Here is a 24,079-nt window from a genome sequence, read left to right on the forward strand (position 1 = left end):
CATGATCGACCTGAAATTTCCAGATGGCGCGGTGCGCCAATACCCGGCCGGCTCCACGGCGCGCGATGTCGCCACCTCGATCTCGCCGTCGCTGGCCAAGAAGGCCGTGCTGGCCGAACTGAACGGCGAGCAGCGCGACATGGGCCGGGTGCTGGAGACGGGCGGCGACTTCCGCCTGATCATGCGCGACGACCCCGCCGCCCTCTATACGATCCGCCACGACACGGCCCACGTCCTTGCCGAGGCGGTCCAGACCTTGTTCCCCGGCACCCAGATCACGATCGGCCCGGCGATCGAGGATGGTTTCTACTATGACTTCTACCGCGAGGAGCCCTTCTCGACCGACGACTTCGCCGCCATCGAAAAGGAGATGGGCCGGATCGTGGATCGCGACGCCAAGTTCGAGCGCGAGGTCTGGGAGCGTGATGACGCCATCCAATTCTTCGAGGCGCGCGGCGAGAAGTTCAAGGCCGAGCTGATCCGCGACCTGCCCGGAACCGAAACCATCACCCTGTACAAACAGGGCGACTGGATCGACCTGTGCCGGGGTCCGCACTTCCCCTCGACCCGCCACGTCGGCAAGGCGTTCAAACTGACCAAGCTGGCCGGCGCCTATTGGCGAGGCGACTCCAAGCGCGAGCAGCTGCAACGCATCTACGGCACCGCCTGGGCGACCAAGGAGGATCTGGACGCCCACCTGCAGCGTCTGGAAGAGGCCGAGAAGCGCGACCACCGCAAGGTCGGCAAGGCGATGGAGCTCTTCCACATGCAGGAAGAGGGCCGCGGCATGGTCTTCTGGCACCCCAAGGGTTGGGTCCTGTGGCGCGTGCTGGAGGCCTATATGCGCCGCCGCCTGGACGCCGCGGGCTATGTCGAGGTCAAGACGCCCCAGGTGCTGGACCGCAAGTTCTGGGAGCAGAGCGGCCACTGGGACAAATATCGTCCGAACATGTTCGTCTGCGAGACGGTCGAGGGCGAGGAACTGAGCCTCAAGCCGATGAACTGCCCCGGCCACGTGCAGATCTTCGACCAGGGCCAGCGGTCCTATCGCGAACTGCCGCTGCGCATGGCCGAGTTCGGCGCCTGCCACCGCTATGAGCCGTCGGGTTCGCTGCACGGCCTTATGCGGGTGCGCGGCTTCACCCAGGACGACGCCCACATCTTCTGCCGCGAGGACCAGATCGTCGAGGAGACGGCTGAGTTCATCAAACTGGCCCGCAGCGTTCACGCCGACCTCGGCATGGAGACGGCCTACATCAGCCTGGGCACCCGGCCCGAGAACCGCGCCGGCACGGACGAGTTCTGGGACAAGGCCGAGACCCTGATGGCCGAGGCCGCCCGCGCCGCCGGGACCGAGCCGGTCGTCACCGAGGGCGACGGCGCCTTCTATGCACCCAAGCTGGACTTCATCGTCAAGGACGCCATCGGCCGCGAATGGACCTGCGGCACGATCCAGCTGGACTATGTCCTGCCCGAACGGCTCGATGCGACCTACATCGCCGAGGATGGCCAGAAGCACCGTCCGGTCATGCTGCACCGGGCGATCCTGGGCAGCTTCGAGCGGTTCATCGGCATCATGATCGAGAACTACGCCGGCGCCTTCCCCCTGTGGCTGGCCCCGACCCAGGCCGTGGTGGCCACCATCACCTCGGACGCCGACGATTACGCCCGCGACGTGATGGCCAAGTTCAAGGCCGCAGGCCTGCGCACCGAGATCGACCTGCGCAACGAAAAGGTCGGCTACAAGGTGCGTGAACACTCGGTCGGCAAGGTGCCGGTCATCGCCGTGGTCGGCAGGAAGGAGGCGGAAGAGGGCATGGTCGCCATCCGCCGCCTGGGTTCGCAGGCCCAGACCCTGGTCACCGTCGAGGACGCCATTCGCATCCTGACCGACGAGGCGACCCCGCCGGATCTGAAGCGCGCCGGCTGATCCGCTGCGCGCGAATTCGCGCATAGGAACACTAACGGGATGGATCGCTTGTGATGGGGCGCGCGCCTGCGCTCCATCACAGATGCGAGACCTCACCATGGCCGACAAGACCCTGGACACCCTGTTCCACGACACGCTCAAAGACATCTATTACGCTGAGCGCAAGATCCTGAAATCCCTGCCCAAGATGGCCCGTGCGGCTCAGTCGCCAGAGCTGAAGGCCGCCTTCGAGAAGCATAAGGGTCAGACCGAGGGCCAGATTGAACGCCTTCAACAGGTCTTCGAGCTGATCGGCAAGCCCGCGCGTGGCAAGACCTGCGACGCCATTGAGGGCATCCTGGCCGAAGGCGACGAGATCATGGAAGAATATAAGGACACCCCGGCTTTGGACGCCGGCCTGCTGGCCGCCGCCCAAGCGGTCGAACATTACGAGATCACCCGCTACGGCACGCTGAAACGCTGGGCGCTGGTGCTGGGTTTGAAGGACGCCGCCGCCCTTCTGGACGAGACGCTTCAGGAGGAAGCCCAGACGGACGAAGACCTGACCGGCATCGCCGACGCGGCTGTCAATGCGGACGCCATGAAGACGGCCGCCTGATCAGGGATGGGAGGCGGCTGACGACCGCTTCCTGCCTCTCCGCTCATCCCGCGCTATGTCCGACGCCGGACACTTCATGCATAAAGTTTAGCGTTCATAGTCTCTTAGTCGGATTTGGGCGACGATGCGTCATCGAACCCCGAGATCCGACGATGACCAACCACACGCCCGGCCAAGATCGCTCATTGGTGCAACATCTGATTGCCGACGGTCATATGCGGTATCTGATCATCGCCAGTTGGGCGGTCGCCTTGTTCACCGTCACCGGTTTGGCGACTGCAGTGTTGTGGTTTGCAGCGGCGACCGCGTCGGGCCTGTTGCGGACGTTCGCCGAACGTGTGCTGGTAATGCGGGATGAGGGGCTTCACGGCCGGATCAAGCTGACGGCCGCCACCATTTCCTGCATCGCCTGGTCAGCAGCGCCTCTGCTCGCCTTCCTCTACGGCGGCGGCTATGGCGTGCCGCTGGGCGTGGCTCTTCTGATGGCCGGCTATGTGCTGGTCTTCACCCAGATGCGCGCCGCCCCCCGCGAGGCCCTGATCGCATCAGCGCCCTATTCGGTGGTCGTGGTGCTGCTGTTCGCGAAACTGTGGGGCACACCGGGCTTTTGGGTGGTCGTCAGCATGATCCCGGTTCTGGCGTTGGCCTTGTTGATTAAGGTGGCCATCACCCAGATGAAGGACAGCGACCTGGAAGCCGTCAACCGCCGCCAGGCCGAACTGATCGCCGAATTGGAAACCGCCCGCGACACGGCCAACGCCGCCAGCGCCGCCAAGTCCAACTTCCTGGGCGTCATCTCTCATGAGCTTCGCACGCCGATGAACGGGGTTCTGGGGGCTGCGCAACTGTTGCAGATGTCCGAGCTCAGCGATCGTCAGAAGGAGTTCGTCGGGGTCATCCGCGACTCCGGCGAAGGGCTTATGGTGCTGCTGAACGACATCCTCGACATCACCAAGATCGAGTCCGGCAAGATGGAACTGGACTTCGTCGATGTCGAAGCCGAGACCCTCGCCGCCCGCCTGACGGGCCCGTTCAAGGCCCAAGCCGAGGCGCGCGGCCTGACCTTCACGACCGACATCCGCGGCCCGTTGCCGCCGCTTCTCAGAATGGACCCGCTGCGCCTGGCGCAGGTGACGCATAACTTGCTGGCCAACGCCATCAAGTTCACGCCGCAAGGCGAGGTTCGCCTGATTATTGACAGCGAGCCGGCAGGCGAGGGTCGCACGACCTTGCGGCTGGGTGTGGTCGATTCCGGCATCGGCATCGCCGCCGACGATCTGACGCGCCTGTTCCAACCCTTCTCTCAGGTGGACGGGTCGTCCACCCGCAAGTTCGGCGGCACCGGCCTGGGCCTCAGCATCTGTCAGCGTCTGGCCGCCCTGATGGACGGCGAGATCACGGTGACGTCGATCCCCGGCCAGGGATCGACCTTCACCCTCCACGCGACGTTCGACGCGCCTGCGATGCAGCCTGTCCGCGCCGCCGCCTGATCAGTCGCGCAGCAGTTCGTTGACGCCGGTCTTGGCCCGCGTCTGCGCGTCCACACGCTTGACGATGACGGCGCAGTACAACGACGGCCCGCCATTCGGATCCGGCAGCGAACCCGGCACGACCACCGAATAGGCCGGCACCTCGCCCCGGAACACTTCGCCGGTCGCCCGGTCCACGATCTTGGTCGAGCCCGACAGATAGACGCCCATGGCCAGGACCGCGCCCTCGCGCACGATCACGCCCTCGGCGACCTCGGCCCGGGCGCCGATGAAACAGCCGTCCTCGATGATGGTCGGATTGGCCTGCAAAGGCTCCAGCACGCCGCCGATGCCCGCGCCGCCCGACAGGTGCACATTCTTGCCGATCTGGGCGCAGGAGCCGACCGTGGCCCAGGCATCCACCATTGAGCCCTCGTCGACGAAGGCGCCGATGTTCACGAACGACGGCATCAGCACCACGTTCCTGGCGATATGCGCGCCGTGACGGACGATGGCGCCGGGCACCGAGCGGAAGCCGGCCGATTGGTAATCCGATGCGGTCCAGTCGCCGAACTTGTTGGGCACCTTGTCCCAGAAGGGACCGACGGCGACGGGGTGATCCACCGACAGCGGCATGACGGACGGCGCGCCCGCCCGCATGATCTGGTTGTCGTTCAGGCGGAAGGACAGCAGCACCGCCTTCTTCAGCCACTGATGCGTGGTCCAGACGCCATCCGCGCCGCGCGAGGCGACGCGCGCCTGCCCGGAATCCAGCAGGGCCAGGGCGGTTTCAACGGCGTCGCGCACCTCGCCATGCGTGGCGGCGGACACCTCGGCGCGCTGTTCCCAGGCGGCCTCGACGACGGATTCGAGATGCGACAGATCGGTCATGCGGCGTCCTTGAAGCTCAGATCGGAGAGGAAGTCGAAAAGGTCGGGGGCCACATGGTCGATATGCGGCCCGATCGGCTTGCCATGGCCGTCGCCGATCAGGACCGTCGCCATGCCCAGCGCCTTGGCCGGCTCGAGGTTCTTGGGCGTGTCCTCGAAGAAGGCGGATCGGTGCGGATCGATGCCGAACTGCTCCAGCATCCGGCGGAAGGTCGCAGGATTGGGCTTGGGCGTCAGATCACCATCCTCGATGGCGAAGACGCCTTCGAAACAGTCAGCGACGCCGATCCGGTCCAGTACACGGTGGGCGTATTCACGCGCGCCATTGGTGAAGACATAGCAACGACCGGGCAGAGCCTTCAGCCGCTCGGCCAGACGCGGGTTGGGCTCGACCCCATCCAGCGGCACGTCGTGCACCTCGCGCAGGAACCGTTCGGTATCGACTGCATAGTTGGCCATCAGCCCGGCCAGGGTCGTGCCGTGCTCGTCCAAGAACTGACGCTGCATCGCGGCTGCGGCCTCGGGCTCCAGCCCGACGGCCTCAACCACGAAGGCGTTGATGCGCGCCTGGACCAGCCGCATCAGACCCTGCTCGCGCGGATACAGGGTGTCGTCCATGTCGAACACCCAGGCGCGCACATGCGACAGGTCGCTCAAGACGCCTTCACCAGGGTGCCGGCGCCGAACTCGGTGAACAACTCGACCAGCATGGCGTGCGGCCGACGCCCGTCCAGAATGACTACGGCTTCGACGCCCGCGCGAACGGCCGCCATGGCTGTCTCGAGCTTGGGAATCATGCCGCCGGTGGCCACGCCGATGTCGATCAGGTTTTGCGCCTCGTCCAGCGTCATCTGACGGATGATGTCGCCGTCCGCGCCCTTGACTCCCGGTACGTCGGTCAGCAGCAGCATCCGCTTGGCGTTCAGCGACCCCGCGACCGCGCCCGCCACCGTGTCGGCGTTGACGTTGTAGGTCTGGCCGTCTTCGGCCACGCCGATCGGGGCGATGACCGGGACCCAATCTTCGGTCTCGGACGCGATCAGGCCGGCGATCAATTTGGGATCCACCTTGGTCGGCTCGCCGACATAGCCCAGGTCGACCTCGTGCTCGATCATGCTGTCGGGATCGCGCTTCGTCCGACGCGTCTTCTCGACGGTCAGCAAACCGGCGTCCTTGCCCGACAGGCCGACGCCGCGCACGTCCGCCTCCTTGCCGGCCATGGTGATCCAGTGGGCGATCTCTTTGTTCACCGCGCCCGACAGCACCATCTCGGCGACCTCCATCGTCGCCGGATCGGTGACCCGCAGCCCGTCGACGAAGCTGGATTTCACCCCCGCCTTGTCCAGCATGGCGCTGATCTGCGGCCCGCCGCCATGCACCACCACCGGGTTCACGCCCATCAGCTTCAGCAGCACCACATCGGCCGCAAACTGCCGCGCCACGGCGCTCTCGCCCATGGCGTGACCGCCGTATTTGATGACCACGGTCTCGCGGTCATAGACCTGAATATACGGCAAGGCCTCGGCGAGCGTCTTCGCCGTCTCCCAGCTGCGTTCTTCCGACTGGCGTTCTGTTTCGTTCATCACGCGCGCGAGATAGCGGGGGACGGGGGTGGTGTCACGCGGGAAGCATGATAGGGACGAAAACCGGCTTCGGCGCAGACTGGACGAACCGCCCGTTCACGACGGCCGATCGCCTCAATTCGGCCGAGAGTTTGCATGAGCAGCGACCGCATCGCGATTTTGGAACGCTACATCGTCGCCAGCAAACACGCCGCCTTGGATCTGTACTATCGCGGGCTTGGCAACAGGGAAGTTCGCTGCATCGTCTGCGACGCGTCGGACAGCACCGACGAGATGCGCGCGTCGCGTGTCGTCTGCCGGTTCGGTGGCGGCGAGTTGGTTCGGCATCAGTGTCGGTCATGCGGCGCCCTGTTCGGGCCGGAGAAGATGCTCGTCATGAGCGAGGCAGAGCTTTCCTCTGAATACGAGATCCTCTACGCCTCCTATCAGGAAGGCGACACGGCAGAGGACACCGCACGAACCTTCCATGCGCTCGAACCCGTCGCCGGCGCCGTTTATCTGGACTGGGGCTGCGGCTGGTGGTCGTCATCGCTGGCGCAACTGCGGTCAGAAGGCTGGAACGTATGGGGCTACGAGCCGACGCCGGGAGGGGCTTCGGAGTTCATTCTGGACGATCTTGGCCAGGTAGCGCCGGGCCTTGCGGGCATCTATTCGAACAACACCATCGAACATTTCATCCGCCCGGTTGACGAATTTCGCAAAATGAGGGCCCTGCTGCTGCCGGGCGCTCGGATGTCGCATTCGTCGCCCTGCTATGACGAGCGCTATCTCGACACGCGTTTCCACACCGTCTTTTATCTTGAAGAAAGCGTCGACGTCGTTGCCCAGCGGGCGGGCTTTCGCATTCTCGCGAAAGAACGAGACGGCGAGTACATCAACACGGTGTTTGAGGCCGTATAGGCGGCCGGACCTCGGCATGCGGCTCCGCTTGCCAAGATGTCGAAGCGCGCTAGGGTGGCGCGATAACATCGAGAGGATGCCGGATCATGCCTGCCACGCTCAATAGCCGGGTCTTCAATACGGTAGACGACAGCGGCCATTCCGGTCCTTCGTCCGGTTGGAGTTTCGGATCAGGGGCCGGCGGAATGGTATCGGGCTTCGCGATCTGCGGCTGCTGCGGCCGACTGGTTTCGGACGGCGCGATCGACGGTCATCAGGGCGTCATCGTCAACATAGACAACCGCGGCAGTTTTGGACCGAATGGCAAGCCATCGCTGTCCACGACGGACGCAGGCCTTCAAATCACCCGTGGCAATCAGTCTTGGGTTACGACAGGTCAGCCTCTGGGCACACCTGCAACGGTGACGTTCGCCTTCAGAGCCAGCGCCACGACCATGCCGACCGACACCGCGGGCTTCACACAGTTCACCGCCATCCAGATCGCCGCTACCCTTCTGGCGCTACGGTCCTGGTCGGATGTCGCCAACATCGTCTTCCAGCGCGTGGACGACGGTGCAGGTTACTCCGACAATGCCTCGATCCTGTTCGGCAACTATTCCAGCGGCCAGAGCGGCGCAGCGGCATTCGCCTATGGCCCAGGCGCGCCGGCGACGGGATCGGTTTCCGGCGACGTGTGGGTAAACTCAACCTTCAGCTACAATGCCAACCCAGCCATGCTTGGCTACGGTCAACAGGTTCTGACGCACGAGATCGGCCACGCGCTCGGTTTACGCCACCCAGCGGACTACAACGCAAGTGAAGGTGTCTCGATCACCTATCAGAACGACGCGACCTACTTCGAGGATTCTCGGCAGTACACGCTGATGAGCTACTTTTCTGAAACAAACACCGGTGGTGCGTTTCTCGGCAGCTACTCCTCAGCCCCGCTGCTAGACGATATTTCCGCCGCTCAACGTCTGTACGGCGCCAATATGACCACCCGCACGGGTGATACCGTCTATGGATTTAACTCCAACACCGGCTTGGCCTGGTACGCGCCAGGCGCCCAGGACAGGATGATCTTCGCTGTATGGGACGCCGGCGGCGTCGATACGCTCGACTTCTCCGGATATGCCGGGCCGCAGACCATAGACTTGCGCCAAGGACATTTCTCGAGCGTCGTAGGCCTGACAGGGAACGTTTCCATCGCCTTGGGCGCAGTGATCGAGAACGCCATCGGCGGCACGGGGGCCGACACAATCTTCGGCAATGCGGTCGATAACGTCATCACTGGAAACGGAGGCTCGGACACCATTGATGGCGGACTGGGGGCGGACACCGTCGTGTTCTCCGGTCCGCGCAGCGCCTATCAGATTTACTGGGACGGTCAGGTCGGCACGATCACGGGCAATGGATCGACGACAACGGTTCGCAACGTCGAGCTTCTCAGGTTCTCGGACCAGACCATCACCCTGACACCCAACGGTCCAGTGACCGTCACGGGCGACGTGACCGACAACCGGATTGACGGCTCCAACTTCGGGGACAGCCTGGGCGGCGCAGGCGGCAACGATGTGCTGAACGGATTCGGCGGTGCTGACTACCTGAACGGCGGATCCGGTAACGATACGCTGGACGGCGGGGATGGCGACGACACTTTGATCGGCGGCACAGGAGACGACACTCTGATCGGCGGCGCGGGTTGGGATACGGCGGATTACACGACGACCTCGTCGGGGTTGAACGCAAATCTCGTGACCGGTGTCGTCACCAGCGGGTTTGACACCGATCGGCTGTCCGGCGTGGAACAGGTGAACGGCACGACGGCGAACGACATCATTCGCGGCGACGCCGGGTCGAACATCATTCGTGGTGGCGGCGGCGCAGATCGTCTCTATGGCGGCGATGGCGACGATCAACTCTTCGCTGGCGGCGGCGGCGTAAGCGATGCTTCCGACATCTTCAAGGCGCGTTCGCTCGCCAACTCCGGCACGGGGTCTGCGGTCAATCTGGACGACGGCTTCGATCTGGTCACGCGCGACGGCGTGCCGGACAACGTCATGCCGCACGCCACCGTACTGGCACAGACCCATGGGGGACTAGAATATTACAGCGTGACACTCGCGGCCGGAGCAATTCTGCGCGTCGACATCGACAACGCTTCCTTCGATTCGACGGTGCGAATCTTCGACGCCAACGGAAATGAGATCGCTCAGAATGACGATACGCCGGCCTCGAATTCTGAGGGCTCATCCCAGAATTCATACATCAACATCACAGTTCAGGCGGCTGGCATCTACTATATTCAGGTAGGCCAGTTCGCAAGTGGAACGGGTGTTGGAGGTTTCGCGACGTCCAGCCCTCCGTCCGGCAATCAATACACGATGCATGTCTCCGTCAGCAGCCACAGCTACGCGAGCGGCGTATTGACCGGAAGCTTGCTCGATGGTGGCGAGGGTGCCGACATTCTGAACGGCAACTCAGCGAATGACACCTTGTTGGGAGGTAACGGAGACGATCGTCTTTACGGCGGTGGCGGAAACGACACGTTGGATGGGGGAGCAGGCCTAGATACCGCCGTCTATATCGGCGCGCGCTCGGCGTATACGATATCCACGGCGAACGGTGTCACCACGGTAACGGGTCCAGACGGCGAGGACCGCCTTAGCAACGTCGAGCGATTGCAGTTCGACGACATGACGATTTTGCTCAATGACCCAGGCGTCAACCTGTCCGGCACGGCGGCCGCCGACACGCTCACAGGCACGGCGTCGGACGATATCCTGTCGGGCTTAGGCGGCAACGATGTGCTGAACGGCTTGGACGGTAATGACATCCTGTTTGGGGGTGCGGGAGCCGATCAACTCAACGGCGGTAACGGCATCGATACAGCCTGGTACGAAAACACCGCCGGCGGGATTCTGGTCGTCGATCTTCTGAACACGTCACAGAACACGGGCGAAGCGGTAGGAGACACCTACAATTCCATCGAACGGGTCGTGGGATCGACTGGCGACGACATCATTCGCGGCACCGCCGCAACCGACTATTTCGTCGGACGCGAGGGCAATGACGTCTTCTTGGGACGTGGTGGCGGTGACGTGTTCGACGGGGGGGCAGGCATCGACACCGTCTGGTACGATCAGCAAGCTGTCGTTGATCTCGTTTTGTCATCGACAAACAGCGGCGCTGCGGCAGGGGATCGGTACACTTCGATTGAACGGGTGGTGGGGTCCAACGCGGACGACGTCATGCGTGGCACCGGCAACACCGACTACTTCGTCGGACGTGACGGCAACGACATCTTCGAAGGCCGCGGCGGCGGCGACTGGTTCGACGGCGGCGAAGGCATCGACACTGTCTGGTACAACACCCAGGCGACGGTCGATTTGCTGGATTCAACCACAAACAGCGGCGCGGCCGCTGGCGACCGCTATCAATCCATCGAGCGCATATACGGCTCCGAAATGGGCAACGATATTATGAGGGGAACGGCCGCCACTGAATACTTCCTCGGTAGAGCCGGCAACGACATCTTCCAGGGTCGCGGCGGCGGCGACTGGTTCGACGGCGGCGAAGGCATCGACACCGTCTGGTACGATACGGCGGCGACGGTCGATCTGGCCGGCCTGACCCAGAACGGCGGCGCGGCGACCGGAGACCGTTATATCTCCATCGAACGGGTCGTCGGATCCAATGATGCAGACGTCATTCGCGGCACGGACAACGCCGATTACATGCTGGGCCGAGGCGGCGACGACATCTTCCTGGGTCGCGGCGGAGCCGATACCTTCGATGGCGGCGACGGGATCGACACCGTTTGGTACGATCAGGGCGTCACAGGCGGCACGCTGCTGATCGACATGATCAGTTCGGGGCGCAATACCGGCGAAGCCGCAGGCGACACATATGTTTCCATCGAGCGCGTCGTTTCCTCAAACAGCGCCGACTATGTGCTGGGCACCCAGAGCCGAGACTTCATCCTGGCCCGCGACGGCGACGACGTAATCGAGGGACGCGGCGGTGACGACGTCATCGACGCTGGAGCCGGATCCGACCGGATCGCCGGCGGCCTAGGCGCCGACTTCCTAACCGGCGGCGCGGGCCGGGACGCCTTCATATACTTTGCAGCCGCGGAAGGCGGAGACTTCATAGCCGACTTCCAGTCCGGCGAGGACGTGCTCGAGTTCCGGAGCTTTGGACTGACCGGAAACGATTGGTTTGTGAACGGCCTGACGGCGACCGGCGGCGGGCCGCAAATCCTGTGGGACGCGGCGACCGGTCGCGTGCTGTGGGATCCCGACGGCGCTGGAGCGGGTGGTCCCGCTCTGATCGCGACGTTGCAGCCCGGCTCAGTCCTGAAGGCGACCGACATTGTTCGCATCGACCCTTCGGCTTCGGCAAAGGTGAATGTTGACGCGCAAACATTGCCGGGTTGGATGGATTTCGACAGTGGCAAGGGTCATGACATCTTTACTCTGCCGGACGCTTGGACGAGGTCTCCCCCTGAAGGCGATCTATTGCCTTCGTTCAGTCGTGAGTGGATGCATGTCGCTGATGACGACTGGATGATGTAAGAGCCGTCTCCCATCGCGCTTGGCGGCGGGGAAGCGGAGAGGTTGCATGGCTCGGGCCTGTATCGACGGCTGGAACCTTTCGCTTGCGAAGGGGTCGGGCATCGCCACTTACGGAAGGAACCTGGCCGAAGCCCTCGCGGGCGTTGGAGCAGTGGTCGAACTTCTGCATGGCCCGAGCATCGCTCCGACGTCGAACTCGTTGCTTAACGAGATCGCGTTGACGGATGCCCGCCGGTCGAGTCGCAAAGCCGGGGTTCCAAGAGCCCTTTCGACGATCCTGTCCCGCTTTGGACGTACGGCCCGGCCCATGCCCAAGAGTGGGATGGTGATCGGACGCGACGACGCCTTGCCGATCCGACGACATTGGGCGGCGCACGATCTGTTTTCCACGGCCAACCGCGCCCATAACGTTTATGGGACTTTCACGCCCTTGGGCTTCCAGAGATCTGACGACGGTCATGAGGCCCCGGACGTCATGCACTGGACCACGCCGCTGCCGCTATATGCCCGGCGCGCCGCCAATGTTTATACGGTTCACGACCTGATCCCGCTGAAGCTGCCGCACACCACCTTGGATGACAAGAAGCGGTATCATGACCTGATGACGTCGGTGGTGCGCAGGGCCGACCTTCTGCTGGCCGTCTCCGAGACGACCCGGCAGGATCTCATCGCCATGCTCGGCGCCGACGAACGCAAGGTGATCACCACTTATCAGGCCGTCGCGCCGCCGAACGGCGAGCAAAAGTCGGCGGATGATCTGGCGAATGAACTGGCGACGCTTCACGGCTTGGATTTCAAGGGCTATTTCCTCTTCTTCGGGGCGGTGGAGCCCAAGAAAAATGTTTCCCGTCTGATCCAGGCTTATCTGGAAAGCCGCGTGTCCACGCCGCTGGTGGTCGTGGCGGGACGCGATTGGCTGGCGCAGGAAGATCTCGCCCTACTGTCCCATGCCTCGGAAAGCGCCAGCGGCGTCAAGCGCGTCGATTACCTGCCGGCGGCGCTCTTGCAGAATCTGATACGTGGCGCGAAGGCGACGTTGTTTCCATCCCTTTACGAGGGGTTCGGCCTGCCCATCCTCGAATCGATGATGGCCGGCACCGCCGTCATAACCGCCAATGTCTCGGCGACGGCGGAGGTCGCGGGTGAGGCGGCCCTGACGGTCGATCCTCGCAGCATCGAGGCCATCCGCGCGGCGATCGTCGCGCTGGACAGCGACGACGACAAGCGCGTCGCCCTGGAGGCCGCTGGACGCCAGCGTGCCGACGCGTTTTCCCTTGAAGCCTACCAGGACCGGTTGCGGCTGGCCTACAAAACGCTTGGACTTTCATGACGCCTCTCGCCCCCTCGACTGACTCGTCGCGTGGCGTTGGCATTCTCGTCACGCCCGGGGCCGATAGCGACGAATGGCTTTCTAAAGCCCTCACGTTTCAAAAGGATACGTCAGATAGGACGGTTCGGATCAGCCTGTCGGTGGACGAAGCCCTGACGATGGATGTGTGCGACTGGCTTGTCGTCCTCACAGACACGTCTGAAGCGCCGCCTGAGTTCCGCGCCAACCAAACGCGGGACCTGTCGCGGCTGTTCTCGCGATGCGCCGAAAGGGGCGCGGCCTGCAGCGTTCTGGGTGCCGGCGGCGGCTCGCGGTCTGTAAAGTCCGCCGAAGATGCGCTTCTACGGGCTGGTCAGGCGTTGTGTCGCCTCCCGACCGGGCCGGTTAAGGCGCTGGAATTATTCGGAGCCGCCGCTACTGCGACGCCAATTGACTTCGAACTGTTGCGGTTAAACGAGCGTCGGCTGCTTGCCGATGAACCCTTTCCCACCTTCGACCTGACAGGCCGCCCCGACGTTCTAGCTTGGGGCCCGCACATGACCCTTCCTCCCGGGCCGTGGCGGCTGTCTATCGGCTTCGATGTGGACCGGGCCGCAGCGGCTCAAAGTCTGGCTTTCGAGTGGGGCGATCTGGATAGGCATGAGCGTCACGAAGTGTCGCTGGGTCGCGCGGGGCGGTACGATATCGCCTTGGATAGGAATTGGGAGGCCGCCGCCATCGCCGAGTTTCGCGTGTCGGCCGCCCATGCCGTCTTCGCCGGCAGGATGCGCTTGATTTCGGTCGAGATCGGCCGGACGCCGAATGAAAGGCCTCAGGCGGCTCTCAGCCAGCTGTAGACATCGATGGCCTCGGCGACGTCGTTGAAGAACTTCACCTGCCCGCTTTCAATAATCAGCGCGCTGGAACAAACACTGGCGACGGAGTTCATGTCATGGGACGCCATGATGAACGCGCGATCTGCGCGGTGCGTGAATAACTCGTCGGCGCATTTGGCGGCGAAACGCGCGTCGCCCACCGCAATCAGTTCGTCGATCAGGTAGCAGTCGAAATCGATTGCCAGTGAAAGGCCGAACGCCAGACGCGCCCGCATGCCCGACGAATAATGTTTCACCGGCTGTTTCAGCGCAAGACCGAGTTCGGCAAAATTCTCGACGCGCTCCAGCACCGTATCGTAGTTGGCGGCATACACGCGCGAGAGGAAGCGTATGTTGTCTAGGCCGCTGAGGCTGCCTTGAAACCCGCCACCGAAGCCGATGGGCCAGGACGGTCGAACCTTCCAGTTGAGCTCCCCTTCCGACATCGGCAGCACACCACCAAGAATCTTGATGAAGGTCGACTTGCCTTGGCCGTTACGCCCGAGAATCGCTAGACGGTCGCCCCGTTTTAAATCGAAGTCGAGATCACGAAACAGCCAGCGGTCTCCTGCGCCATGACTGGCGGGAAAAGCCTTACCGAGACCGCGCACATCCAGCGCCACTGGTTGAGGCGCAGGGACTGGCTCTGGCACGGGAACCGCCGTCATCCCTGATTGTGCTCTTTAAGGCCGGCGACCACCAGGAAGGCCGTGCCGTACAGTATCAGCAGACTGGCGAACACCGTCAGAATCGCCAGCAGCCGCTTTGGCTGAGACGAATCGGTCGGCAAGTTGGGACGCACGACGCGCTCAAGATAAAGCCGCTGGCTGCGGGCTTCCGATTCCGAACGATCCAGCATCGCCCTGGCCGACCCCAGCGCCTTGTCGGCGTACTCGCGATCCAAGGCGAGAGCCTCGTAGGTTTCGAGCTTGGGCGCAAGCGAGTCGGCAGCGCCCGCCATCTTGGCCTGTTCGGCCGCGATCTGTCGTTCAAAGGCGGCGATACGGCTGTCGAGTGCGGCCAGCTGAGGGCTCTGCGGCGCCTCGGAGGACAGCTGCGATCTTTCTGCGCGCAGATTGGCGACCGTGCCGCGCAGATTGCCTATCAACTCCATGTTCTCGACCGCCGCCTTAGCCGGGTCGAGTAGACCTTCGCGGTTTCTGAAGGTCGTCAGGCGCACTTGGGCGGCGGTCAGACGGGCTTCTGCGTCGGCCACGTCGCGGCGGGCGTCGCGCACCGCGCCTTCATCGGCACGGGTGTTGAGCTGGTTAACCAGTCGCTCTCCGCCGTCGAGCAACGCGTCGGCCATAGCCTGAGAATCCTGCGGTCGGAAAGCTCTGACACGAAGAGTGCTAAGGCCAGTGGACGAGTCGTACCCCACAGTCACGAAGCGCTTCAGTCCTTCATGAAGGCTATCAAACGACTGTCCCTCCCAGGGACGCGGATAACGCGACAGGGCATCGACGCCTGGACGGCCCAGGATGGCGCGCACATCCAGCTTGCCGCGAAGGTCCTCAAGCGCATTGCGCGAGCGGATATACTCATGGACCGCATAAGCGTCCGTCTGGTTCGAGGATAGGCCGACGCCCTGCAGGGCCACACCCAGGCTGGACGGCTGCTCCTGCGCCTTTGAGCGGACTACGAAGCGAGCTTCCGAGGTGTATTGGGGCGAGGCGATCAGCAGATAATAGATGGCCACCAGCACCGTGGGGGCGACCACCACGATCAGGAAGGACAGCGGGATTTTCTTGAAGAACCGCCGCCAGGCCGGCGTCTTGTCGGCCTTCTCGGCATAGTCGCCGACGCCACGGTAGTTCAGGATTGGCTTGTTCATTTCGATTTCCAGAAACGGTCGCGCCGCTTCATTCCATTTCCAGATGATGCTTGGCGCGCGCCAGAAGCACCAGACCGATAAAGTTCAGGGCGACCGCCCAGGCGAAGGCGTATCCGGCGTCGTAATAGGTAGGGGTGAACTCGCCGAACATCCCCGCGCGAACCATCTCCACCGTATGCGGGATCGGCACCTTGAGCAGAACGTCGCGATAATGCTGGGGCAGCCAGGCCATCATTGTGAAAACGCCGGACAGCGGAATCATCGCATACTGAAGCACTGGCGAAACGCGTTCGAACAACTCGTAACGCAGCGCCAGGCCGGCGAAGACGAAACTGATCCCGCATGCCATGAAGGCGAGGAGGAACCAACCGGAATAGAAGAGCAGAAGGTCGTGGGGCAGATCCACCTGCCGGATCGCCAGCATCGCCAGATAAACGACGAAAAAGGCCATGGTGTTGCCTGCGATCTCCAGCCCGCACCGCGACAGATACAGGTGCATCACCTTGACAGGGCGATGGTAAAGCAGACCGCCGTTGGCCTGGAGCGCGTTCATGTTCGCGCCGACCAAATGCCGCAGCAGAAGCAAGCACATATAGCCGGTCATGATGAAAGGCGCGATCCGCACACCATGTTCGTAAGCCGGCTTGATCAGCGACCACATGATGATGACGCCGAAGCAGAACAGCAGCGGCTCGCCGATCAGCCACAGCAACCCCAGTCCCTGACGGCCGTAACGCGTGACCGTCTCGCGCATCATCAGGGCGCCGATGATCCGAATGTGCGATCCGAAGGAGTTGTCGGTCGCGATCAAGACGCGCCTCGCAGCTCGAACAGCGCGTCAGCATTCTGGGGCCAGTAACGCAGCGCACGGCGATAATGAACATGGGCGCCTTCGATGTCGCCGGCGAGCTTGGCTGCATGTCCGAGGTGAAGATGCGCGTCGCTGTTTAGCGGCTCCTGGTCCAATGCCCGCCGGTACATCTGCGCAGCCGCGTCGATCTTGCCCTGTTCTTTCAGGGCATGGCCGATCTGAATCATTAGGCGCACATCCCAGGGACGATCTTGAAGCAGGCCGCGATAGCGCCCTTCGGCCACGTCCCATTTTCGTGCGGCAAAGGCCGACTGCGCCGATCGCAATCGTTTGCCGTAGAACCAGCGCGCCAGTTTCGTGCCGGACTTGCCTGGTTTCGGACGCGTCGGGCCGGCTTCCGGAATCGCAAAGCCGAGATCACCAAGACCGTCTCTGGCCGGGCCGAAACTGGGATCCATCGCCAGTGCGGCTCTGAATATCTCGGCGGCCAGATCGCGATCGCCCGTATTCTTCAGAAGGTGGCCGAGATGCAGGCAGGTATCGACGTCCGACGGCGACAGGGCGAGAGATCGGAAATACGCGGCGCGTGCGGCGTCGAATTCGCCGTTTTCCTTGAGCATGTGGCCGTATTGCTTCCAGCCGGACGCCTTGCGCGGCTTTGCGGCGACATAGGCTGCATAGGCGTCGCGTGCACGAGGCCAGTCGCGAGCCGACTTCGCCTCGCGGGCCTCGGTCAGCAAGGCGGCGTCGTCTTGCCTAGGTGTCGATGCGCTTGCGACGAATGCCGGCGGAGGCGCTGTGTCTTCCTGAGTGGCGGGGGCTTCGACACGGCCGGCGACAAAGGCGGCGACCGGCGCAACAGAGGGCTTGGAGTCGGCCGGAGCCCCCCGCAGCGCCCTGCGATGACGCGCGGCCGCCGCCTGCAGTTCGATTTCCAACGCATCGCGTTCGGCGCTCAAGGCTTGAATGCGTGCAATGTCCTCCAGGCGTCGCCTTTGGGCGATCCTTGTTTTTCGCTGCTCGTCTTGCAGAGCGTTTCGCACACGGCCCTGCTCGGTCATTTCCAGCGCGACTGCATCAAGCGCATCAATCAGACCGGCATAGGCCTTATCCTGCCGCGCGCCCAAGACTTCGATGGCCCTGTTCAACGCCTGAATGTCCTGAGCGCTGTTGGTCGCAAGGCGGACCAGTGCCTCTCGGGACACTTCCCCATTGTCCTTGACGGCGGTCGCCAGGGCATCGAGATGTTTCTGGGTCGTGGTCTGATGAGCGTCGGCGCTTACCGCCAATGCTTCGAGCGCTTGAAGACGCTCCTCGAGAAGACCTAAGCGCTCGCCCATCTGACCCAAGGCGATGGATGACCCGGCCTGAGACCCCGACACGCGACGCATCGTATCCAGCGGGTTTGCGCCAGCGGCAGAGTTCGTGTCGACCATATCCATCCCGCAGACCTAAATCAGGCTATTACGCTTCGCCGACAGCCTTGGAAAGCTCTGCTTTTGCAGGGCTTCCGGGCCGAGCGAGAAGAATGTTCGCCGTTTCCATCTCCAACAGTCCGGCGATATCGCACGCGGACAAGACGCCCGTGTGGTCGTCGATCAAGGCGATGTCCGACAGGCCGTGACGAGCGAAGTCGTCGAACCAATCCTGCGGCGACACGCCGGTCCGAGCCAGATGACAGGCGGCGAATTCGGCGACGACCATAATATCGGCAGACTCGCGGCAGACACGAGACATGCCCCTGGCAACCTCGTTTTCCCAACCCTCGGCGTCGATCTTGATCAGGGAAACGACCTGTCCCGGCGTCACGATGTCGTCCAAGGGGGCGACCGAAACCTCCAGAGCTCCGAGTTGCGGTCCGTCCTGAGCCGCCAGGCTGCCGAGCATGCTGTTCGAGCCGAAGAAATAGCTGGCGCGCCCGGTCTTTGCGCCGCTTGCCATGACGTGAAGGCTGAATCGACCGCCGAAACCGTTCGAGATCAGGGTTCGGCGCGCCGCTTCCGCCGACCGAGGGTTCGGCTCGACGAGAACGACATGGCCGGTAGCGCCCACATGTCGGGCCAGTTCGACGCCGATCAGGCCGATATGGGCCCCGACATCCACCACTACGTGGCCCGGCTTGACCGCACGCTTGAGAAGCGCCTGCACGCCGGGCTCATGACCGCTGACGCCGTCTGCCAAGTGCAGGATGGAGCGGAACTCTTCGGCGCCAGCCACGGCCCAGCCGTCCGAACGACGGATGGCGACGAAGTCGTCGTCCAGCGGCACGATCTGCCGTTGAAGGCCCGACAGCACCATGTCCTGCAGGTTGGCGAGACGGCTCTCGATCAGAAAAAGTCGAGCTTCCAGAGGCGCGCCGTCTGTCGTCATTGTGCGACCCCCCCTGAAATCGCCGCTTCGGAGTAAGCCGCCGCAACCTGGCTCCAGCCGTAGGTTGCGATCCGATCCAGACAGGCTTTCTGCACGGCGAGCACCGTATCGCGATTTTCCAGCGTCGAGAGGATCAGATCGCGCAATTTGCGACTGTCGTTCGGGTCGAAGACGAACGCGGCCAGGCCCGGCTCATCGACGACAAGTTCGCGCAGGTGTGGCCCATCCGCCATCAGGCAGGGCGTTTCCACACTAACCGCCTCATAGAACGGGAAGGGCCCAAGCCCGCCTTCGAAAATGGACGGATGCACCGTGACCGCCGCGCAGTGGTAAAAGGCGGCATGCACGTCGCGCGGCAGGTCGGTCATGGACACGACGTCACCCGCCATCTGGTCGTATTCCAGTTGATTGGGCAGGGGCGTCCAGGTAGCGCCGAAATGTAGCGGGGCCGTCATAAACAGCTTCAGACTGCGGCGCTCGTCTCGCACCAGCCCGCGAACCGCTTCAGCCACCAGGCGAATGTTCTTCGTCACGCGGTCCTGGGTCGAGACGGCGACGTAGTCCACTTCCTCGAAAGGAAAGTCCGCCAACTGGGACCAGCCGCGCTCACGGGCGTGAGATCGCAGCAGATCGGCGGCGATGGATCGACTTGCCGCCGTCGTGCCCTTTTTGGCATAGGGCGCCAGATGCGACAGATTGGGCGGCGCGTGGGGTACGACGTGAATCTTGTCCCTGGGCACGCCGAACAGACGCCCGGCCTGGTCGTCCGCGACATGGTTCGAGAAGGTCACGACGCGATCCGAGCCGTCGAGCAGGGCTTGGACCTGCTGACGCCATCTCAGGTGATAGCCGTTGGGGCCCCATGCGCCGGGGTCTGGCACTGGGAAGGCCACGGGTATGCCGTCGGGGAAGATGGTGGCGACCGGCGCATCCAGAAGCAGGGCATGACGGAAATAGGGGAACAGCACGATCCATCCGTCGACCTTGACGGATGCATTGGCGAATCGCGCTTGGCCTTCGAAATCGTCGGCGGCGAGCTTCATCTCCGGCGGGGGAGAATGCAGCACATAGTCCACGCCCTCGACGGCCTGGAGCGCGGCCAGATCTTCGCGGGCTTCGGCGCGGACGCCGTCGGGCAGCACGATGTGGAAGACATAGGTCTTCCCCTTGGCCACGCCCTCGATCATGAAGCCGAGAAGCCGGGTCATCCCCTCGTTGGCCCAACGTGCGCCGACCGGCCATTCCGTCCAGACGCCGACCGGAGTGCGGGCGACGGCCTTGGCCGGTTTCGAGGGCGCGCTCATGCGGCGGCCGGCCCGTCGAAACCGGCGGCGGCGTCGGCATAGGCCTGAGCCACGGCCGCCCAGCCGCGCTTGCGGCGGCGTTCATAGGCGGGCCGCTGAAGGTTCACCGCCGCCTCAGGATCCTTCAGCACCTCCAGCACGAGCTTGCGCATGGCCGAGATGTCGTAGGGATCGAAGGTGAGGGGTTCCAGCTCGGGCGCCGTCTCCATCAGTTCCCGGACGTGAGGGCCGACGCCCATGATGCAGGGCGTACCGACGCTGACGGCCTCGTAGAAGGTCAGGGTGCCGACGATCCCTTCGTAGAAGGTCGGGTGGATGGTGAGGGAGGCGCAGTGGAAGAGCGCCGCGTGGACGTCGCGCGGCACGTCGGGCATCGAGACGATGTCGTGCTGCATCTGATGATCCGCGACCAGGCCGGGGAACAGGGTCCAGTTCGCGCCGTGATGCAGGGGCGCCGTCGTGAACAGCTTCAGGTTTCGGCGCTCGTCGCGCACGAGGCGTCGCACGACCTCGGCCGCCCGCCCGACGTTCTTGGTCACCCGATCCTGGGTCGCCACCATGACGAAGGGTGTTTCCTCGAACGGGAAGGCGCGCAGATAGTCCAGCCCCTTGGTCGCGGCGTAGTCGCGCAGAATGTTCGCTGCCAGGCGCAGGGTCTCGGGCGTCTTCTTGCGGTCCTTGATGAAGGGAAGGATCGGCGCGAGGTCCGGCGGGGCGTGCGGCACGACCCGGATCAGGCTTTCGTCCAGCCCCAGCAGTTTCACGCCATGACGGCGCGCCACATGTTTGGAGTGGGCGATCACGGCCTGACCGTCCGAAAGCGTTTCGCGGGCGATCTGCTTCCACTGGACCCACTCGCCCTGCGGGCCCCAGTAGTGATTGTAATCCCAGCCAATAGGGAAGTCGTAGGGAATGGCGTCCGGCAGAAGCACAGCCTTGCGGCCGTTCAACAGGCGCGAGCCCGTGAAATGGGGGAAGGTGTTGATCCAGCCGGCGACATCGATCTGGGTATTGGCATAGGCCGCCATAGAAGCGGCGACGGCGGACTTGCCGGAGATCGGGCCGTTCTGCTTGACCCAATCGGCCTCGAAAGCTGCGGTCGGCTCGTCGACGATCCAGTCCACGTTCTCCTTGGCGATCAGGGTGCGTAGGTCGTCGCGCACCGTTTCCGCCATGCCTCGCGGCACCAGAACCCGGAAGGTGTAATCGCCCGTCTCCGCTCCACCCTCGATGAGGAAGCCGACGATGCGCGAAATGCCCTCGTTGGCCCACCGGGCGCCGGGAGGAAGTTCACTCCAGACGCCGATAGAGGTCCGATTTCCATCACGCACCGGGACGCCTCCACAGACGCTCGACCACGGAAGACCAGTCACGCGTGTCGTCTTTCGGCGACAAGCCCGAAGTAGGGGCCGATGCTGTGTTCGATAAGGCCTGTTTCAAGGCGTCGGCGATCAGCCCGGCTTCCGAACGGTCGTAGAAGAAGGCCGTGACGCCCAGCTCCTGAACCAGCCGCTCCGCCTGCGGATAGCGCAGGCCGACATAGGGGACGCCGACCTGGGCCGCCCGAAGCACGCCTTCGGCCTCTCCATCCGCCAAGGCGCTCGACCAGACCAGTTTCGTGCGCGACAGAACGCGAGCCAGTTCCCGCTCGTCAGCGACGGTCTCGCAGGCGATCGATTCGGCCGCCCGGCGGGCGCGAGCCGGCGCCGCCAACAGCGTCAGTTGTCCGTCCTCGGGATCGAAACCATAGGCCTGTTCGCCGCAAACCGTGATCCGGGCGTCCTCGCCTTCCGATCTCAGGATCCGAACGGCCTCCAGCGCGACGGCCGGATCGTGCCCCGCATAGGGTTCGGCCAACCAAAGCAGATCGATCGACGAGCCTGCAGAACGCTTGGTGGCGTCGCCCGACGCCGGCGTCAGTTGAGGGGAGAGAACGATGCGATCACGGCGTACGCCGGCGTAGCCGGAAATGTCGTCGTTCGTGGCCGCCTGGGTGGAAAAGACGCATTCGGCCTGACGCCACAGACGGAAGGCGTGATCCTGACGCCGCCAGAATATGTGATCGAGGCCTGACGCGAATGCTGACGGTACGTAGCGCTGCGCCAGATCTCGGACATAGTAGGCGACCGGCTTTAGAGGCGCGACCGCGCCCTGGGCGGCGTCCGCGCAGACGATCCAGGCGTCGCAGTCCACAAAGTTCCAGCCCCAGTCGCGAGGAAGCGCGACGTCGGGAATATCATCCAGACTGGCTTTCAAATCCGGGAACATCCGCTCCGCCATCGCGGGCTCGACACGCTCCCAGCCGAGGTGGCGAACAACGACGCCATCATCGTCGGACAGCATTTCGGCTTCTTTTCTACGCCAGTCCGCCTCGGGTTCACGAGGCAAACCGATGGCGACCGTGATCTCGTCGCCGTCGGGCGCGCCTGTCTGGCGCAGCGATCGGGCCAACTCCTTTGCGCGCCAGCGCCACCCCAGATCAGGACGTTCGGGGAGAAGTATCGCGATTTTCAAGGGTTGAACCTCGTACAGATGAGAGGTTCGGAATACGTTTCCCTCCCCATCAAAGCAACGCCAAATGCCGATCTCGACGACCCTGCGCTTGGCGTAGGGCTCGTCAGCGTCTAGTAAGTCCCCGCTTTCATGGAGGGCTTGCGTGCCAAGAGCGTTCATTACCGGGATCACGGGTCAGGACGGGGCCTATCTGGCCGAGTTCCTTCTGGACAAGGGCTATCAAGTCTGGGGCTTGGCGCGGCGTTCCAGTTCCGGGGGTCTGCATCTGGACCGCCTGGAGTGGCTCGGCGTCCTTGACCGGATCAATCTGGTGGAAGGCGATCTGGGCGACCTGTCTAGCCTGATGCGCATCGTCGCCGACGTCGATCCGGACGAGGTCTACAACCTGGCGGCCCAGTCCTTCGTCGCCACGTCCTGGCAGCAGCCGCACCTGACCGCCAACGTCACCGGCGTCGGCGTGCTGAACGTGCTGGAAGCCCTACGTCTGCTCAAGAGCGAAGCGCGTTTCTATCAGGCCTCCTCGTCGGAAATGTTCGGGCTGATCCAGCACGAGAAGCAGAGCGAGACCACGCCCTTCTACCCGCGTTCGCCCTATGCCGTCGCCAAGCTATACGGCCACTGGATCACGGTGAACTATCGCGAGAGCTTCGGGATGCACGCCAGCTCGGGCATTCTGTTCAATCATGAGTCCCCGCTGCGCGGACAGGAGTTCGTCACCCGCAAGGTCACCGACGGCGTCGCCCGGATCAAACTGGGTCTGGCCAAGGAATTGCGTCTCGGCAACATCGAGGCCAAGCGCGATTGGGGCCACGCGCGGGACTACGTCCGCGCCATGTGGATGATGCTGCAGCAGGAAACCGCCGACGATTATGTCGTTGCGACCGGCCAGACCTGGACCGTCAAACATATGGTGGACATCGCCTTCAAGCACGCTGGTCTGTCCGTCGAAGACCACTTGGTCATCGATCAGGCCCTGTTCCGTCCGGCCGAGGTCGACATTCTTCTAGGCGATCCCGCCAAGGCCGAGCGCCAACTGGGTTGGACGCCGACGATCACGCTGGAAGACATGATCTGCGAGATGGTGGACGCCGACCTCGCACGGTTGACCCAGAAGCACCGTTAAGGAGCCGTCCATT

General features: G+C 63.6%; 19 protein-coding genes. 8 read left to right on the forward strand and 11 right to left on the reverse strand.

The genetic code is table 11. The features are described from left to right. Position 1: 1 nt before the first annotated feature. The 3 genes from thrS (at position 2) to AC3WRC_RS07515 (ending at position 4,018) form a co-directional block, all read left to right on the forward strand. On the forward strand, positions 2–1,930 hold the full coding sequence (gene thrS, locus AC3WRC_RS07505; RefSeq protein WP_492303421.1) for a threonine--tRNA ligase: 1,929 nt from the start codon (positions 2–4) through the stop codon (positions 1,928–1,930). Between the two features lie 97 nt (positions 1,931–2,027). Next, positions 2,028–2,528, forward strand: coding sequence for a YciE/YciF ferroxidase family protein (locus AC3WRC_RS07510; protein ID WP_055807212.1), 501 nt, complete (start codon positions 2,028–2,030; stop codon positions 2,526–2,528). A 152-nt stretch (positions 2,529–2,680) separates the two neighbouring features. Further along, complete coding sequence (locus tag AC3WRC_RS07515) at positions 2,681–4,018, forward strand: sensor histidine kinase (RefSeq protein WP_492303422.1); 1,338 nt, start codon at positions 2,681–2,683, stop codon at positions 4,016–4,018. On the opposite strand, the gene dapD is transcribed toward AC3WRC_RS07515, so the two are convergent. Genes dapD through argB form a run of 3 tightly spaced genes read right to left on the reverse strand, consistent with a single transcriptional unit; the run spans position 4,019 to position 6,470 of the window. Then, complete coding sequence (dapD, locus tag AC3WRC_RS07520; protein WP_039243810.1) at positions 4,019–4,888, reverse strand: 2,3,4,5-tetrahydropyridine-2,6-dicarboxylate N-succinyltransferase; 870 nt, start codon at positions 4,886–4,888, stop codon at positions 4,019–4,021. Beyond that, a complete protein-coding gene (locus AC3WRC_RS07525; RefSeq protein WP_492303423.1) occupies positions 4,885–5,544 on the reverse strand; it encodes a pyrimidine 5'-nucleotidase in 660 nt (219 codons plus the stop codon). Before AC3WRC_RS07525 ends, dapD begins: the two co-directional genes overlap by 4 nt. Beyond that, on the reverse strand, positions 5,541–6,470 hold the full coding sequence (gene argB / locus AC3WRC_RS07530) for an acetylglutamate kinase (RefSeq protein WP_284876381.1): 930 nt from the start codon (positions 6,468–6,470) through the stop codon (positions 5,541–5,543). Before argB ends, AC3WRC_RS07525 begins: the two co-directional genes overlap by 4 nt. 135 nt (positions 6,471–6,605) lie before the next feature. Between argB and AC3WRC_RS07535 the strand changes: the two genes are divergently transcribed. The 4 genes from AC3WRC_RS07535 (at position 6,606) to AC3WRC_RS07550 (ending at position 14,092) form a co-directional block, all read left to right on the forward strand. Beyond that, entirely contained in the window at positions 6,606–7,370 is a 765-nt protein-coding gene (locus AC3WRC_RS07535; protein ID WP_492303424.1) for a class I SAM-dependent methyltransferase, read from the forward strand. 86 nt (positions 7,371–7,456) lie between these two features. Then, entirely contained in the window at positions 7,457–11,926 is a 4,470-nt protein-coding gene (locus tag AC3WRC_RS07540; protein WP_492303425.1) for a M57 family metalloprotease, read from the forward strand. A 46-nt stretch (positions 11,927–11,972) separates the two neighbouring features. Next, on the forward strand, positions 11,973–13,256 hold the full coding sequence (locus AC3WRC_RS07545) for a glycosyltransferase family 4 protein (protein ID WP_492303426.1): 1,284 nt from the start codon (positions 11,973–11,975) through the stop codon (positions 13,254–13,256). Beyond that, positions 13,253–14,092 (forward strand): hypothetical protein, encoded by an 840-nt coding sequence (locus AC3WRC_RS07550; RefSeq protein WP_492303427.1) that lies wholly within the window; start codon positions 13,253–13,255, stop codon positions 14,090–14,092. The genes AC3WRC_RS07545 and AC3WRC_RS07550 overlap by 4 nt, the downstream gene beginning before the upstream one ends. Here AC3WRC_RS07550 and AC3WRC_RS07555 read toward each other — a convergent pair. From AC3WRC_RS07555 to AC3WRC_RS07590, 8 genes are all read right to left on the reverse strand, one after another. Next, positions 14,068–14,778 carry an ABC transporter ATP-binding protein gene (locus AC3WRC_RS07555; protein ID WP_492303428.1) on the reverse strand — a complete coding sequence of 237 codons (711 nt, stop codon included), beginning with the start codon at positions 14,776–14,778 and terminating at the stop codon, positions 14,068–14,070. The genes AC3WRC_RS07550 and AC3WRC_RS07555 overlap by 25 nt on opposite strands. Further along, entirely contained in the window at positions 14,775–15,944 is a 1,170-nt protein-coding gene (locus AC3WRC_RS07560) for a KpsE/RkpR family capsule polysaccharide export protein (RefSeq protein ID WP_492303429.1), read from the reverse strand. Before AC3WRC_RS07560 ends, AC3WRC_RS07555 begins: the two co-directional genes overlap by 4 nt. Positions 15,945–15,972: 28 nt before the next feature. Next, positions 15,973–16,755 carry an ABC transporter permease gene (locus AC3WRC_RS07565; RefSeq protein WP_235551293.1) on the reverse strand — a complete coding sequence of 261 codons (783 nt, stop codon included), beginning with the start codon at positions 16,753–16,755 and terminating at the stop codon, positions 15,973–15,975. Further along, positions 16,752–18,197 carry a tetratricopeptide repeat protein gene (locus tag AC3WRC_RS07570; protein ID WP_492303430.1) on the reverse strand — a complete coding sequence of 482 codons (1,446 nt, stop codon included), beginning with the start codon at positions 18,195–18,197 and terminating at the stop codon, positions 16,752–16,754. Before AC3WRC_RS07570 ends, AC3WRC_RS07565 begins: the two co-directional genes overlap by 4 nt. A gap of 22 nt (positions 18,198–18,219) precedes the next feature. Continuing rightward, entirely contained in the window at positions 18,220–18,972 is a 753-nt protein-coding gene (locus tag AC3WRC_RS07575) for an FkbM family methyltransferase (protein WP_492303431.1), read from the reverse strand. A 149-nt stretch (positions 18,973–19,121) separates the two neighbouring features. Beyond that, positions 19,122–20,429 (reverse strand): glycosyltransferase, encoded by a 1,308-nt coding sequence (locus AC3WRC_RS07580; RefSeq protein WP_055754238.1) that lies wholly within the window; start codon positions 20,427–20,429, stop codon positions 19,122–19,124. Beyond that, positions 20,426–21,760 carry a glycosyltransferase family protein gene (locus tag AC3WRC_RS07585; protein WP_055754237.1) on the reverse strand — a complete coding sequence of 445 codons (1,335 nt, stop codon included), beginning with the start codon at positions 21,758–21,760 and terminating at the stop codon, positions 20,426–20,428. The genes AC3WRC_RS07580 and AC3WRC_RS07585 overlap by 4 nt, the downstream gene beginning before the upstream one ends. Further along, on the reverse strand, positions 21,753–22,880 hold the full coding sequence (locus AC3WRC_RS07590; protein ID WP_055754236.1) for a hypothetical protein: 1,128 nt from the start codon (positions 22,878–22,880) through the stop codon (positions 21,753–21,755). The genes AC3WRC_RS07585 and AC3WRC_RS07590 overlap by 8 nt, the downstream gene beginning before the upstream one ends. Positions 22,881–23,085: 205 nt before the next feature. Between AC3WRC_RS07590 and gmd the strand changes: the two genes are divergently transcribed. Beyond that, on the forward strand, positions 23,086–24,066 hold the full coding sequence (gene gmd / locus AC3WRC_RS07595; RefSeq protein WP_055754235.1) for a GDP-mannose 4,6-dehydratase: 981 nt from the start codon (positions 23,086–23,088) through the stop codon (positions 24,064–24,066). Positions 24,067–24,079: the final 13 nt, after the last annotated feature.

This window comes from Brevundimonas sp. EU05-FHT14B07 (genome assembly GCF_058790795.1).